Below are 14,664 nucleotides of genomic sequence, written 5' to 3'. Positions count from 1 at the left end.
CCCCAGCCATTGGGACCGACGGATCGCAGGGATTGTGACGGTGGGTGCGATCGCTGCCAGCCTGTACGGAGCAGGGGTAGGGCGTCAGGAGGTGATCAACTGGGGTGGGCTGCCCCTGATTGCCACCTTTTTTCGCGCTAGTCTCACCCCGGATCTGGGGCGTGATTTTTTGCAAATTATCCTCCGGGCGACCGGGGTCACCTTCGCCTACGGCGTGTGCGGCACAGTGCTGAGTTTGCTCCTGGGATTTATTGGGGGTATTGCCGCCTCGGAGATGTGGTGGCGGACCCTATGGCCCCGTCGCCCCTGGCTGGGGCGACCTCTGTGGGTGATGGTGCGAGGGCTGTTGGCGGTGCCCAGGGCTATTCACGAGCTGATCTGGGGGTTGATTTTTGTCAATTTGATTGGGCTGGATCCCCTAGTGGCGGTGATTGCGATCGCGGTTCCCTTTGGAGCCATCGTCGCCAAGGTGTTTTCAGAAATTCTGGATGAAACCCCGTCGGAACCCTTGCAAGCCCTAGTGGGAGCGGGGGTGCCCCCCCTGATGGCTTTCCTTTATGGCCTCCTCCCCCAAGCTTTGCCCAATCTGATCTCCTACAGTTTCTATCGCTTTGAATGTGCCCTGCGATCGGCAGCAGTGCTGGGAATCATTGGGGCGGGGGGATTGGGATACGAGATTTTTCTGAGTCTGCAATCCCTGCGCTATGAGCAACTTTGGACCGCTTTTTATGCCCTGATTTTGCTGAATGGGGCAGTGGATGCTTGGAGTGGCTGGGTACGGCGACAGATGGGCTTTACCAGTCGCCTGGATATTAATGCGGGCGGTGCCCCATCCCAAGGGAGCAGATCCCCCACGGCCATGGCCCGGTACCTAATGCCCTTGTCTTTAGTAGCAGGTGCGATCGCGATTCCCCTTTGCTTCGCCAGCTTGGATCTGGGCTGGCAGTCCCTCTGGGCTGCCCCCACCTGGGCACGATTGGGGGAACTGGTGCAGTCCAGCCGCCCCAAACCCCTGACAGGGGAGCAGATAGGAACATTGGCATCTTTGGCGGGGCAAACAGTAGCAATGGCCATCTTAGCCATCACCCTGGCGGGCATAGGCGGCATCATCGCCGCCTTCCCCGCCGCCCAAAATATCTGGATGCCGGGGGGACTGCTGCGCCCCATTGGCCAGCGCCTTGAAGCCAATGACAGGACGGGGAATCGCGGCTGGGGAGCTGGATTAGCCCTAGTGCTAAGTCGGTTACTTCTCCTGGTGAGTCGGGCGGTCCCCGCCCCAATCTGGGCACTGGTGTGTCTCTACGGCCTGTTCCCCGGTTTGCTACCCGGCGCGATCGCCCTAGCCCTCCACAACTTTGGCATTCTGGGGCGGCTGATGGCAGAGGTGAATGAAAACCTAGACGATCGCCCCGTCCGTGCCCTACGTGCCCTGGGCTCCCCCAGTTCCTTAGTGCTGCTCTACGGCCTCCTACCCCAAACCCTGGGCCGCTTTCTGGCCTACATTCTCTACCGCTGGGAGGTCTGTATGCGGGAGACCGTGATCGTGGGGTTGGTGGGGGCAGGCGGTCTAGGCCGACTGATGACGGAGCAGATCAGCAGCTTCGACTACCAGGGCCTGACAGTGACGTTGGGCGTGTTTGTGGTCCTGACCTTTGGGGTTGATTTGATCAGCACTCGACTGCGCAGCGTTCTACATTGAGAGCTTGGCTACATTTTCAATATATTTTGATTAGTATCCCCTGCAAAATGGCTCTTTGAGGGGTGAGCTGACTACTGAAGTTAATCAGTATTGCCTATAAAATCCTTGAAATAATAAGGAAAATGCGCTTCCGCCAATGTCATCCACACGACAGTTGGAGGAGATCAGGTTGAATCAATCTTGCTTGATGTGCTACTAATGCCCATAGGGTAAATCAGTCTTCACATCGGAATAACGCCATGGCAAGAGTTGCAATCAACGGATTTGGCCGCATCGGGCGGCTCGTGCTGCGGGCCGCCTGGGGATGGCCAGAGCTGGAATTTGCCCACGTTAACGAGGTGAAAGGAGGCAGTACCGCCGCTGCCCATCTGCTCAAGTTTGACTCGGTCCATGGCCGCTGGGCTGCCGAGGTAGATGCGATCGCAGATGACAAGATCCACATCGACGGCACCCCCCTCAGCTTTAGTGAGTTCAAAACCCCAGGGGAAGTCCCCTGGGGAGACCTAGGCATCGATATTGTCCTGGAATGTTCCGGTAAGTTCCGCACCCTAGACACCCTAGAACCCTACTTTCAACGGGGAGCCAAGAAGGTGATCGTGGCGGCTCCGGTGAAGGAAGCCAGTGCCCTAAATGTGGTTTACGGCATCAATGATCATCTCTACAATCCAGCAGAACATCGAGTCCTCACCGCCGCCTCCTGCACCACCAACTGCCTCGCCCCGGTAGTAAAGGTGATCCAAGAGGAACTGGGCATCCGCCACGGCATGATCACCACCATCCATGACCATACCAACACCCAAACCATCGTGGATGCCCCCCACAAGGATCTGCGGCGAGCTAGGGCCACCACCCTATCCCTAATCCCCACCACCACCGGCTCTGCCACCGCCATTACCCTGATCTACCCCGAACTCAAGGGCAAGCTCAATGGTCTAGCAGTGCGGGTGCCCCTGCTCAATGCCTCCCTCACCGACTGCGTCTTTGAAGTAGCCCGTCCGACAACGGTGGAAGAGGTAAACCAGTTGCTCAAGACCGCCGCTGAGGGAGAACTGAAAGGCATCCTCGGCTACGAAGAGCGGCCCCTCGTCTCCATCGACTACAAGGATGATCCCCGCTCTTCCATTGTCGATGCCCTGTCCACCATGGTGGTAGACGACACCCAGGTAAAAATCCTGGCCTGGTATGACAACGAATGGGGCTACTCCAACCGCATGGCGGAATTGACCCGCAAAGTGGCCTTGAGTTTGTAGTGAAGGGTGAAGGGTGAAGGGTGAAGGGTGAAGGGTGAAGGGTACAAGGGTGAAGGGTGAGTTTGTAGTGGTACGACACAGCTAATTTGATGCATTAGAAAAACGCTGAAATTCTTGGATTACCTGAATTACGCCGAAAATCTAATGCACTATTTTAGCTGTGTCGTACCAGTAGGATGCGTTAGGCGAATGCCGTAACGCATCAGCCGTAGGGTTGCTACTGTCCACCAGCCTTGCGATCGCCTCACGCACCCAAAGGAGGCAGAGCCTCCGCAAGCGGTACCCAGGCAGAGCCAGAGCACCAGAAAAATTCCTGCCACCTGCCACCTGTCACCCCCTGCATTGGGCGCGGAAACCGCGCCCCTACGGACAATTCAAAATTCAAACAAAATTCCTGTCACCTGTCACCTATAACCTGTCACCTACCCCACTCCCCCACTCCCCCACTCCCCCACCCCATGACCTCCGCCGCTGCTCAACAGTCCAACTTCAAAAACTACATCCTGATTACCGCTGCCTATTGGGGGTTTACCCTCACCGACGGGGCGATTCGGATGTTGGTATTGCTCCATTTCAATGCCCTGGGCTACACCCCCTTTCAGATCGCCATGCTGTTCCTCTTCTACGAGGTATTCGGGGTAGTCACTAACTTCCTAGCGGGATGGATTGGCTCCCAGATGGGGCTGCGCCTCACCCTCTATGGCGGCATTGGTCTGCAAGTGTTTGCCCTAGTGATGCTGGGGCTACTGAACCAAGGCTGGCCCGTGCTGGGACAGGTGGTCTACGTCATGGTGGCTCAAGCCTTTGCGGGCATTGCCAAGGACTTGACCAAGATGAGTTCCAAGAGTGCCATCCGCCTCGTGGTGCCTAAGGAAGCGGAGTCGCGCCTATTCAAGTGGGTAGCGGTGTTGACAGGGTCAAAGAATGCCCTCAAGGGCGTGGGCTTTTTCCTAGGGGCCGCACTGCTGGGCTGGCTGGGCTACCGTAATGCGCTGTTTGTTCAAGCAGCAGCTCTGTTTGTCATTTTGCTGACGGGGCGGTTTCTCCCCGCCGATATGGGCAAGATTGGCAAAAAGGTGCGCTTTCGCCAGTTGTTTTCCAAAAGCCGCGAAATCAATATCCTCTCTGCGGCCCGTTTCTTTCTCTTTGGCTCACGAGATGTGTGGTTTGTGGTGGCGTTGCCCGTCTTTCTCTATGACGCTGAGGTGGGTTTGGGTTGGAACTTCTGGCAGGTGGGCTCCTACATGGCCTGCTGGGTGATTGGTTATGGCATTGTCCAGTTCTTTGCGCCCCAGTTATTGAAGAAGAAGGGGCAGCCTAGGATTGCGCCCAAGGCGAGAACGATTCAGTTCTGGACTTTCGCCCTAACGGGGATTCCTGCCGCGATCGCGCTAGCGTTCCGCGCTGGCGTTCCCCCGGAATATGTGATCACCGGGGGACTCATTATCTTTGGCATCATCTTTGCCTTTAACTCAGCGGTGCATTCTTACCTGGTATTGGCCTACACCGAGGATCAGGATGTAGCGCTGAATGTAGGCTTTTACTACATGGCCAACTCCGGCGGACGCCTCCTGGGTACGGTAATGTCGGGGCTCATCTACCAGTTCTATGGGCTACCGGGCTGTCTATGGTTTTCCACCCTGCTGATTTTGGCTGCGGGGATATTCTCCATGAAGCTGCCGGATCCCAAGGGCGGAAGTGCGATTTAGTCAACCTCATCAATGATGGCGTTGCGATCTAGCAGTAGCAGGTTGCGGAGCTGGTCCGTATCCAGTTCTGTGAGCCATTGTTCTCCAGCTCCCACCACCTGCTCTGAGAGTGCCCGTTTAGACTCGATCATGTCGTGGATACGTTCCTCCAGGGTGCCATTGCAGACAAACTTGTGAACCTGGACATTGCGGGTCTGGCCAATGCGGAAGGCGCGGTCGGTGGCTTGATTTTCCACGGCGGGGTTCCACCAGCGGTCGAAATGGAAAACGTGGTTGGCGCGGGTCAGGTTGAGACCGACGCCGCCCGCCTTTAGGGACAGGATAAACAGGCGGGGTCCACTGGGATCTTGCTGGAAGCGATCTACCATGGCTTCCCGCTGGTTTTTGGTGGTGCTGCCGTAGAGAAAGAGGGTTTCCTGTTTGAAGGTGCGCTCTAGGTGGGCCTGGAGATATTTCCCCCATTCTGCAAACTGGGTGAAGATTAGGGCGCGATCGCCCTCATCCAGGAGTTCCTCCACCATGGCATCAAAGCGCTGGAGTTTGCCCGAGCGGTGAGCCTGGAGTCCGTTCTCATCCGAACCTAGAAAATGGGCAGGATGGTTGCAGATTTGCTTCAGCTTCGTCAGCAAGCCCAAAATCATGCCCCGCCGCTGCACCCCTTCTGCCGCGTCGATCGCCGCCAGAGCCTTGTCCACTGCTCCCTGATAAAGTTGGGCCTGCTCTGCGGAAAGGCCGCAGAAGATGGTCATTTCCTGCTTTTCGGGCAAGTCTTGGATGATGGACCGATCGGTTTTCAATCGCCGCAGGATGAAGGGCTGCACCAGCGATCGCAGCGTTTTCAACGAAGCTGTATCGCCATAGCGCTCGATGGGGGTGGCAAACCGCCGCTGAAAGAAATTCTTCGGCCCCAGGTAGCCCGGATTGAGGAAATCCATAATGGACCAGAGTTCCGCCAGTCGGTTTTCTACGGGCGTCCCCGTTAGGGCAATGCGAAACTGGGCCTCCAATTGCCGCACCGCCCGAGACTGCTTGGCCTCGGGATTTTTAATATTCTGGGCCTCATCGAGAACTAGTCCCTGCCATTCCACGCGCTCCAGATCCTTCAAATCTCGCTGGACTAGGGCATAGCTGGTGAGGACGACGCTGGCGGACTTGGCCTTGCGGGCAAAGGCAGCTCCGTGGGCGCGACTGTCGCCATGGTGCAGTAACACTTTGAGGGCGGGGGCAAACTTGCGAATCTCCCTCTCCCAGTTCCCCAGTACCGAGGTGGGACAGACCAGCAGGGTTGGTCCTTCTAGCAGGTCTTGTTGTCGCAGGTGGAGTAAAAAGGCGATGAACTGGATGGTTTTCCCCAAACCCATATCGTCGGCGAGGCAGGCTCCCAGACCCCACTGTTCCAGAAAGGACAGCCATGAGACGCCTCGGGCTTGGTAGGGGCGCAGGGTGCCTTGGAATCCCTCGGGCTCCTGCAAGGGTTGGAGGGTTTGGTTTCCCTGGGTTAGGGTGCTGATTAAATCCTGGAGCACGCCGGAGGCTTCAAAGCTGACCACGGGCAGGCGATCGATCACCTGAGTATCTCCGGTACTCATCCGCAGGGCATCTTCCACACTGAGGGCGATGGGGTCTTGGCGCTTTTTGAAGAATTCGCGGGCAGAGCGGATATCTTGGGGACGCATTTCTACCCACTGGCCGTTGATTTCCACTAAGGGCATTTCTAGGGATACAAGTTTCTCAAAGTCCTTTTGGGAGAGGGTTTTTCCGGCGATGGACAGTTCCCATTTCACATTCAGCAGGCTTTTGAGGCCCAGGCGTTGACGCTGTTGGCGACTGGGGGCTTCTGCCTCTAGGCGAATGCCTAGGCGACTATTGCCCTCTTGGTTCTGGGGGTTGAGGCCGGGGGGCAGGACCACGCCAAAGCCGCTGTCTTGCAGACGTGGGGCGCTGATCTTGAGAAAAACGTAGGTCTGGGCAGGATCCAGGGGACAGGCACTGGGGCGTTCCCGTTGCAGACTGTCCCGCACCGGATCGCAGAGGCGGGCGGCCCGTCCTAGACCCGCTAGCAGGGTTTCTTGGGGGGCGGTGATGGTGTAGCCCGCAATCACCGCCTGCTCGACGGGGTATTGCCACAGGGTTGCGGCGGGGATTAGGGGGGTACCCCCTTCGCGGTGTTGCAGGTGGTATACCAACTGCCAATCGGCACCTTCTTCGGGGGGGGGGGTGAGGACAAAGCAGAGGCGAAATTGCTGGGTGTCAGCGTCTCCGGTTTGCAGGGGAGCGGTCCAGGTGTGGAGGGCATCCCGTAAGCGGCCCGCTGCGATGGTCCTAGCGGGCTGATCGAGGGGGGAGGCAACACTACTTGCGATCCCGCCGCCGTCGATTCCTTCGAGTTTTCCACTGGCACTGCTGAGGGCCTGCAACCATTCCCGCACGGGTAGATCGGGGCTGAGTACGTCGCTGCCGGCTCCGATGGATGGACTTTGACTACGGACCTGGGCATCTACAATCGCGCCGAGGAAGTTCTGGAGTAGGGCTTCGGAATCCTCGGGTTGATCGACCCGCAGGGCGATGGGAGCATCTCGGCGGGTTTTCTCTGGGGTTTGGTAGGTGCGGCAGGCTAGGGGCATGGCGGCTTTGAATTGCCGCAAGCGTTGGGTGTCGGTGTCGCTATCGAGGAGGACCTGCCAGCGGGCATAGGTGGCTTTGCGGGTAATGACGACGCTGGGGAGGTATTTACTGCGGGCGAGGAGATCGAGTCCCCAGCGAGCGATTTGGGACCAGTAGCGTAGGTCGGGACCGAGATCGACGCCTGCCACTTGACTGGGGCCGAGGGGCAACTGTTGCAAAAAGGTGGCGGCTTCGCTGGGGGTGAGCCAGAGACCGCTGACCTGCCAAGGATAGAGGGTGATCTCCCCTGGGCTCTGGGGGGAGGTGGCGGCAAGGTCGGTGGTCCAGTTTGTGGCGGAATGCTGGGGTAGGCAATGGGTCTCTGTCAAGGCTGTGGGGAGGGACAGCCAGCGACTCCAGGACCGTTCATGGCTGGGGCTGTTATTATCCCCCCGGTTTTTGCTCCCCTTGGTCTTACCTACGAGGGCAATTTTGGGAATGCCACCAACCCTATGGAGGCATTCCACCAAATCCGCGATCGCAATGGCGAAGGGATGGTCATGGACCGTGAACTCTGGAGCTAGGGCGTCTGGATCGAGGCGTTGCCAGGTTTCTCCCCAGAGAAAGAAACGTTGCTCTGCCGTCAACCAGCTACCGTGTAGGATTGCCATGCAATACTAATTAATCGCGTTAATGAATTAACAATATCTGTGTTTGCAGTCTGTGCCCATGGAGGGTGTCTATGCAACTCCCTATAACCCGTCAACTGAAGGACGCTACCTGGGTGGAACTGGATCGAATGCAGTCAGGGGAAGAGGAGATAGTGCGATCGCACTTCAATGCCATCATTGCCGAGGGGATGACCTATCCCCAGGCAGGTCCCCTATCCCCGGAGGAATTTGCCGACTATTGGCTAAAGGGGGAGGCGTTTGTGGCGCGGGGCTGCCCCTCCACCTTGGGTACGGAGGCAAAACCGGCCAAAATTGTCGGCGCATTCTATATCAAGCCCAATTTTCCAGGGCGTTGCGGGCACATCTGCAACGCTGGCTTCATTGTACCCCCTGAGTCTCGGGGTCAAGGACTGGGCCGTATTATGGGAGAAACCATGGTAGCTTTAGCGCGGGATCTGGGCTATCGAGCAGTAATGTACAATCTGGTGTTTGAAACCAACACACCTTCCCTCAAAATCTGGAATACCCTGGGATTCCGGGAAATTGGCCGCATTCCCGCCGCTGCCCATCTGCCCGATGGCCGCTATGTGGACGCCATTATGTTGTACAAGTCTTTGCTTAAAGATATAGAACTGGAATAGAACTGGCAGCGATGGTCCCCACCTACCACTACGAAGGGCGCTGTCCCCGTACGGGGAAATGGCTGAGATTACCCCGTACGCCGGAGGTGGAGGCGATCGCCCGTCAATTGATGACGGAGCTACAGCAGGACGCCACCTTTTACGCCGAGGGCAAAATGTACGGTGTCCTCTTGGCCCAAACCTCAGCGGGAGAAACCTTGGTACTGCGGGCTTTTTCGGGTCTGCTGCATGGGGTAGCAGAGCGGTCGGGATGGGTATCGCCAATTCCGGGACGGGCACAGGTGGCCTGGGTTGAAGCCCGGACCCTGGCCCAGTTAGCCGATATCAAAGCAGAACTGATCACCCTGGGAGCACTGCCAGAGCGGGCTCAACTGGTGGCATTGCAGGCCCACTATAGGCAACAGTTGGCAGATCTCGCCCCTGTCCATCGCCAGCGGAAATGCGATCGCGCCCAACACCGTCAGCAGGCCCAAGCCACCTTGGGGGGAGATGCCCTGACGACCGTCTTGGGGGAGTTGGATCGCCAGAGTCAGCAGGATGGTATGGCGCGGCGACGGCTGAAGCGCGACCGGGATACTGCGATCGCACCGCTGCAAACCGCCGTTACCCAAGCTGATGAGCGCATCCAAACCCTGAAGCGTCAGCGCCGCGACCTCTCTTGCCAACTCCAGCGACACATGCACGGGATCTATCGTCTCACCAACTTTGCCGGAGATTCCACCGTCCTTCAAACCCTGGCCCCCAGCGGCCTGCCCACGGGCACTGGAGACTGCGCCGCCCCCAAACTCCTCCATGCCGCTGCCAGTCAAGGACTCCACCCCATTGCCCTAGCGGAGTTTTGGTGGGGGCCACCCCAGGGGGACAAACAGCCGGGACAATTCTACGAAGCCTGCCGCGATCGCTGTCAGCCAATCATGGGTTTCTTGCTCTCCGGCCTAGCGCCTCCAGAGGCCCAGATAGGTTTTGCGCCCCAGGATGCCCCGCTACTGAACAGGACAGATTTTGCCCCCCTACCCCCCCTCTACACCGACCCCCACCTAATCGCCATCGCCAAACCTCCCGGTCTCCTCTCTGTCCCTGGGCGCACAGGAAATCGTCAGGATAGTGTCTTGAGTCGGCTGCGGTGTCAGTTGCCCCCAGGGGAAGAACTCTTCCCCGTGCATCGTCTGGATCAGGACACCTCGGGGGTGTTGCTATTGGCGCGATCGCGACAGGTGTTGATTGCGCTTCAAACTCAGTTTCAACAGCACCAGGTTCACAAGCGATACTGTGCCCTGTTGATGGGGCAGTTGACGGGACCGTTGAACTGCGATGGGCAAAGGCCGGTCGGAGATCATCGCGGCACGCTGGACCTCCCCCTCTGGGCCAATCCTGCCACCCGTCCCCGCCAACAGGTGTGCTGGCAGCGGGGTAAACCCAGCCTCACCCACTACCGCATACTGGCGGGCAATCGCACCACCACCCTAGTGGAATTCCAGCCCATTACTGGGCGCACCCATCAACTGCGGGTCCATGCCGCCCATCCCCAGGGGTTGAATGCGCCGATTGTGGGCGATCGTCTCTATGGCGGTAGCAGCAGGGGCGACGGCAACGAGGCTAGAAACAGTAACGGGGGAGGGACGGCGGATCGACTCCATCTCCACGCGACTCACCTCACCCTCACCCATCCCATCACCGGCAACCCCCTAGAACTGGTGAGCCCCAGTCCATTCCCCAGCTCCGACCTACAGCAGGGCGGGTTTTGAGCCTCCCGTCCCGGATTCCCCAACAGATACGAGCCAAACCCGCCCCTACGGGATTTACCTCAAATACCCCAATACCCCCGCACCCCAATACCGATCACCCGGCGACTGGGCAGGGCGGGTTTTGAGTCTCCCATCCTGAATTACCCGGTACATCCGAGCCAAACCCGCCCCTACGGAGACATCCTGTATTGGGCGCGGCATCTCTGCGGTGCATTGCTTCGCGTGGGCGAAGCCGCGCCTTAGCGCTATGCACCCTACGGGAAATTCAAAATTCAAAACTTAAAATTCCTGTCACCCCCACTCCCCCACCTTTAACTAGGCCGACACCGTCACACCGCGCCAGAAGGCTACATAGTCCTTGATTTTCTTGGCCGCATCCTTGGGTTCGGGATAGTACCAGGCGGCGTCAGGATTGGTTTCCCCATTCACCGCCAGGGTGTAGTAGCTGGCGGTACCTTTCCAGCCACACACCGTATGGGTCTGGCTGGGCTGAAAATATTCCGAGTGAATCGCATCGGGGGGAAAGTAGTAGTTGCCTTCAACCTGTTCACAGCGATCGCTTTCCGCCACGGTCACCCCGTTCCATACTGCCTTAGCCATAGCTCACCTCTGGTTCTGTGTTGGGGAAAACTGGTCTTTCCCTACAGCATAAAGGGGGCGAAGGACTTGAGCTAGGGGCTGTGGACAATCTAAGGCAGATTCCTAGTTATGGGGCGGTTACAGCCCCTAGTACTGGGCGGCGTAAATACTCTGACCGTTTCATCGTGGCACACCTCGGCCCCTCACCGTTCGGCTGAGCGTTCGACTGAGCTCACGCCGAAGTCTCACGCCGAAGCCCTAGCCCTCTCCCAAGGGGAGAGGGAACCGGAAAATGTTGGGCTGGTGCGACAATAATGGGCTGATTTACGCCCTGCGGTACTAGCTTGATGCCGTAGGGTGGGCGTGGTCATGCCTACCCCGCAAGGGTTTCCTCGTTGATTGTCCATACGCCCTAGGACTGTCGAGTTTCCAGGTCTGCCTCGGCTTCATGGGCGATGGCTCGCAAGGTATCCAATAAATCCTCCGAAACCTGCTGCCATAATCCCCGTTGATGGGCCTCCAGCAGGCGTTCCGCCATATCTCGCAGTGCCCAGGGGTTCGCTTGGCGCACAAATTCCTGCACTGGGGGATCTAAGAGATAGGCTTCCGCCACCCCGGTGTACATGTGGTCCGCGACACAGTGGGCGGTGGCATCGTAGGCAAAGAGGTAATCCACTGTGGCCGCCATTTCAAAGGCTCCCTTATAGCCGTGGCGCATTACCCCGGCAATCCATTTGGGGTTGACCACGCGGGAGCGATAGACGCGGGTGATTTCCTCCGTCAGCGATCGCACTTTGGGATTCTCCACCACCGCATTGTCCCCAAAGTAGGTGGTGGGCTGTTGGCCTGATACCGTCCGCACCGCCGCCGTGAGTCCCCCCTGGAACTGGTAGTAGTCGTCGGAGTCCAGCAGGTCATGTTCTCGGTTGTCCTGGTTGTGGAGCACCACCTGCATCTGGGCCAAACGGGCGGAGAAGGCTTCTGGGGCGGCGGCACTGGTGCCTTGGACACCGTAGGCGTAGCTGCTCCAGTTGATATAGGCGCGGGCTAGATCCCTGTCGTCCTGCCAATTTTGGGCTTCGATCAATCCTTGTAACCCCGCCCCGTAGGCTCCCGGTTTAGAGCCAAAGACGCGATAGCGCGATCGCAACTCCGCCGTTGCCAAATCCAATCCTTGAGCCTGTCCCTGGGCCGTTTCTTGACGCACCCTGACCGCCAGGGGATTCTCCTCCGGGGGTTCCTCCAAATCCGCCACCGCCATCACGGCCTGATTGAAGAGATCAATCAAGTTGGGGAAGGCATCTCGAAAGAAGCCAGAAATCCGCAGGGTGACATCTACCCGAGGCCGCCCCAGGAGGGAGACGGGCAGAATCTCGAAATCCACCACCCGTCGGCTAGGGCCATCCCACACCGGGCGCACCCCCAGCAAGGCCAGGGCTTCCGCCAGGTCATCGCCCCCCGTTCGCATGGTGGCGGTGCCCCATAGAGACAGCCCCAGGGCGGTGGGATATTCGCCCTGTTCTTGGGTATAGCGCTCTACTACGACCTCCGCTGCCTTCCGTCCCACGTCCCAGGCGCTCTCGGTGGGGATGGCACGAATGTCTACGGAGTAGAAGTTGCGCCCGGTGGGCAGGACATCGGGACGATTGCGGGTAGGGGCTCCGGCGGGGCCGCTGGGGACATAGTGGCCCCCTAGCCCCTTCAGTAGGTTGCCGATTTCCTGGGGGGTGGCCTGGAGGGCGGGCAAGAGGGTCTGGCGGATCCAGGCCAGTTCTTGTGCGATCGCGGGGGTTTCCACCGTCCTACGGATATGGGGTGCTAGTAGGGTGGGTGCAGTGTCAACGGAACCCAACCCAGGGGGCTGCTGTTGGGTTCCACTCCGTTCCACCCCACCTACGGGATGTGTCGGTTGTTGGTCTGGAGGGGACACAGTAGGGTGGGCACTGCCCACCAAATCCGTCGCACCCCCCATTCCTGCTTCTCCCTCAGCCTGAAGCAACTCTGCCACTATTCCTGCTGCCCGCCCCTCCAACAAGGCCACAACATCCCCAGCAGTGCGGCACCCTTGCAAGCCATCGGGCCAAGCCTCCCGCTGTTCAGGCTCAAACGGAGATCCCAAATCCACCGTGAGGGGATCCAGGTCTAACCCTAAATCCTGGGCGATGGCGCGGGTTAACCCCACCCGATCGCGGCTGGGATGACGTGCGATCGCAATGATCAAATCCCGCAATTGCTGTCCCGTGGGGCATTGACCAAAGATGTGGAGTCCATCGCGGATTTGGGCTTCTTTGAGGTCGCAGAGGTAGCCGTCTAGTTGGGGCAGCAGGGTTTGCAGATCGGGTTTCTTCCCCCTGCTGCCGGAGCCCTCACCCCTGCCCCTCTCCCACGGGGAGAGGGGTTCTGAGGTAGGGACGAACGGCTGTTCGCCCTGCTGCGGGATCAACGGCTGTTCGCCTTGCTGCGGGATCAGGGCGAGATCTTCCGCGAGGTGGGTGTCGGCGAGGAGGGTGAGGATGCGATCGCGGATCACCGGCAGGCGAGTGGGGTCCAAACTTTGGGCTTCGTAATACTCATCCACCAGCCCCTCTAGGGCTTGCAGGGGACCGTAGAGTTCTGCCCGTGTTAGGGGTGGGGTGAGGTGGTCCAGGATTACCGCTTGGGCACGGCGTTTGGCCTGAGCCCCCTCCCCCGGATCATTGACAATGAAGGGATAGAAATGGGGCATCGGCCCCAGAGCAATTTCGGGATAGCAGGTGGCGGCTAGGCCCACCCCCTTCCCCGGTAGCCATTCCAAATTGCCGTGTTTGCCCACATGGACGATGGCCTGGGCCGAGAAGGACTGCCGCAGCCAGAGGTAAAAGGCCAGGTAGGCGTGGGTGGGCTCCAGATCCGGGGCGTGGTAGTTCAAACTGGGGTCGCGATCGTAGCCCCGACTGGGCTGGACACCGACAAAGATGTGACCCAGTTGCAAGCCCGCGATGGGAAAGGCCAAGGGCACAGGAGGCTGGGGAGAATCGGCCCAAAGCTGGGCCAGTTCTGCCTCGGGGGTGCCCCAGCGGGTCTCTAGGGCGACGCGAACCGTTTCCGGCAGGGTGTCATACCAGCGCTGGTAGTCGGCTAGGGGCAAAGTTTGCCCCACCGGGCGCAGACCATAGGATTCGGAGTCGTTGGTGCGTCCCGCCGTCAACCGCTGAATCAACTCATCCCCGGTGTTAGGAATCTCAGCCACGGTGTAGCCCGCCTGGGCTAGGGCCTGCAAAATCTCGACACAGCTCTGGGGCGTATCCAACCCCACCCCATTGGCCAAACGGCCATCCCGGTTGGGATAGTTGGCCAAAATCAGCGCCACCCGCCGCTCGGAGGCCGGAGTGCGGCGCAGATCCACCCAGCGGGCAGCGAGATCGGCAACGAATTGAATGCGATCGTCCACGGGGGCATAGGTGACCACATCCATCTCTAGGGCAGCACTGCGCTGCTGACTGGTTTTGAAGGACACGGCACGGGTGATGATGCGGCCATCCACCTCCGGCAGGGCCACATTCATGGCGATGTCGCGGGGCATCAATCCCATGGGGTGCTGTTGCCAAGCCGCCTCGGTGCCACCGCTGAGGATGACCTGGAGTACGGGCACGTCCAGCGCCTCCCATAGATCTAGGCGGGGGGTGGCTCCGTCGAGTTTGGCGAGGGAGAAGCTGGTGGTGTTGAGGAGGAGGAGGGTGGGGGTATTGGGGTATTGGGGTATTGGGGGGTGGGGGTATGGGGGTGG

At 59.1% G+C, this 14,664-nt stretch carries 8 protein-coding genes; 5 read left to right on the top strand and 3 right to left on the bottom strand.

All coding sequences use genetic code 11. From position 1 onward, the window contains the following. Positions 1–40 precede the first annotated feature (40 nt). The 3 genes from LEP6406_RS0203640 (at position 41) to arsJ (ending at position 4,658) form a co-directional block, all read left to right on the top strand. On the top strand, positions 41–1,699 hold the full coding sequence (locus LEP6406_RS0203640; RefSeq protein ID WP_008310895.1) for a PhnE/PtxC family ABC transporter permease: 1,659 nt from the start codon (positions 41–43) through the stop codon (positions 1,697–1,699). Between the two features lie 239 nt (positions 1,700–1,938). Further along, positions 1,939–2,949, top strand: coding sequence for an ArsJ-associated glyceraldehyde-3-phosphate dehydrogenase (locus LEP6406_RS0203635; protein WP_008310892.1), 1,011 nt, complete (start codon positions 1,939–1,941; stop codon positions 2,947–2,949). 458 nt (positions 2,950–3,407) lie between these two features. Then, positions 3,408–4,658: an organoarsenical effux MFS transporter ArsJ gene (gene arsJ, locus LEP6406_RS0203630; RefSeq protein ID WP_008310889.1), complete on the top strand. Its 1,251-nt coding sequence runs from the start codon at positions 3,408–3,410 to the stop codon at positions 4,656–4,658. On the opposite strand, the gene LEP6406_RS0203625 is transcribed toward arsJ, so the two are convergent. Next, positions 4,655–7,933 carry a DEAD/DEAH box helicase gene (locus tag LEP6406_RS0203625; protein WP_008310887.1) on the bottom strand — a complete coding sequence of 1,093 codons (3,279 nt, stop codon included), beginning with the start codon at positions 7,931–7,933 and terminating at the stop codon, positions 4,655–4,657. The genes arsJ and LEP6406_RS0203625 overlap by 4 nt on opposite strands. Before the next feature lie 71 nt (positions 7,934–8,004). Between LEP6406_RS0203625 and LEP6406_RS0203620 the strand changes: the two genes are divergently transcribed. Together LEP6406_RS0203620 and LEP6406_RS0203615 are read left to right on the top strand one after the other, a co-directional pair. Beyond that, the gene (locus tag LEP6406_RS0203620) at positions 8,005–8,574 is read left to right on the top strand and encodes a GNAT family N-acetyltransferase (RefSeq protein WP_008310885.1); all 570 of its coding nucleotides are present in this window, start codon (positions 8,005–8,007) and stop codon (positions 8,572–8,574) included. 11 nt (positions 8,575–8,585) lie between these two features. Next, the gene (locus tag LEP6406_RS0203615) at positions 8,586–10,319 is read left to right on the top strand and encodes an RluA family pseudouridine synthase (RefSeq protein WP_008310883.1); all 1,734 of its coding nucleotides are present in this window, start codon (positions 8,586–8,588) and stop codon (positions 10,317–10,319) included. A gap of 315 nt (positions 10,320–10,634) precedes the next feature. Here the strand turns inward: LEP6406_RS0203615 and LEP6406_RS0203610 are convergent, their stop codons facing one another. Then, a complete protein-coding gene (locus LEP6406_RS0203610; protein ID WP_008310882.1) occupies positions 10,635–10,919 on the bottom strand; it encodes a DUF427 domain-containing protein in 285 nt (94 codons plus the stop codon). Between the two features lie 391 nt (positions 10,920–11,310). Next, on the bottom strand, positions 11,311–14,664 hold a 3,354-nt coding region (gene cobN, locus LEP6406_RS33760), incomplete at its 5' end, for a cobaltochelatase subunit CobN (protein WP_051463610.1).

The sequence above is a fragment of the Leptolyngbya sp. PCC 6406 genome (assembly GCF_000332095.2).
Lineage (GTDB): Bacteria > Cyanobacteriota > Cyanobacteriia > Phormidesmidales > Phormidesmidaceae > PCC-6406.
This window is presented reverse-complemented; position numbering and strand designations above follow the sequence as displayed.

Bases quoted from the DNA above. Each gene is read 5' to 3' on its own strand.
- LEP6406_RS0203615 (WP_008310883.1), top strand. From the start codon at position 8,586: ATGGTCCCCACCTACCACTACGAAGGGCGCTGTCCCCGTACGGGGAAA.
- arsJ (WP_008310889.1), top strand. From the start codon at position 3,408: ATGACCTCCGCCGCTGCTCAACAGTCCAACTTCAAAAACTACATCCTG.
- LEP6406_RS0203610 (WP_008310882.1), bottom strand. From the start codon at position 10,919: ATGGCTAAGGCAGTATGGAACGGGGTGACCGTGGCGGAAAGCGATCGC.
- LEP6406_RS0203625 (WP_008310887.1), bottom strand. From the start codon at position 7,933: ATGGCAATCCTACACGGTAGCTGGTTGACGGCAGAGCAACGTTTCTTT.
- LEP6406_RS0203635 (WP_008310892.1), top strand. From the start codon at position 1,939: ATGGCAAGAGTTGCAATCAACGGATTTGGCCGCATCGGGCGGCTCGTG.
- LEP6406_RS0203620 (WP_008310885.1), top strand. From the start codon at position 8,005: ATGCAACTCCCTATAACCCGTCAACTGAAGGACGCTACCTGGGTGGAA.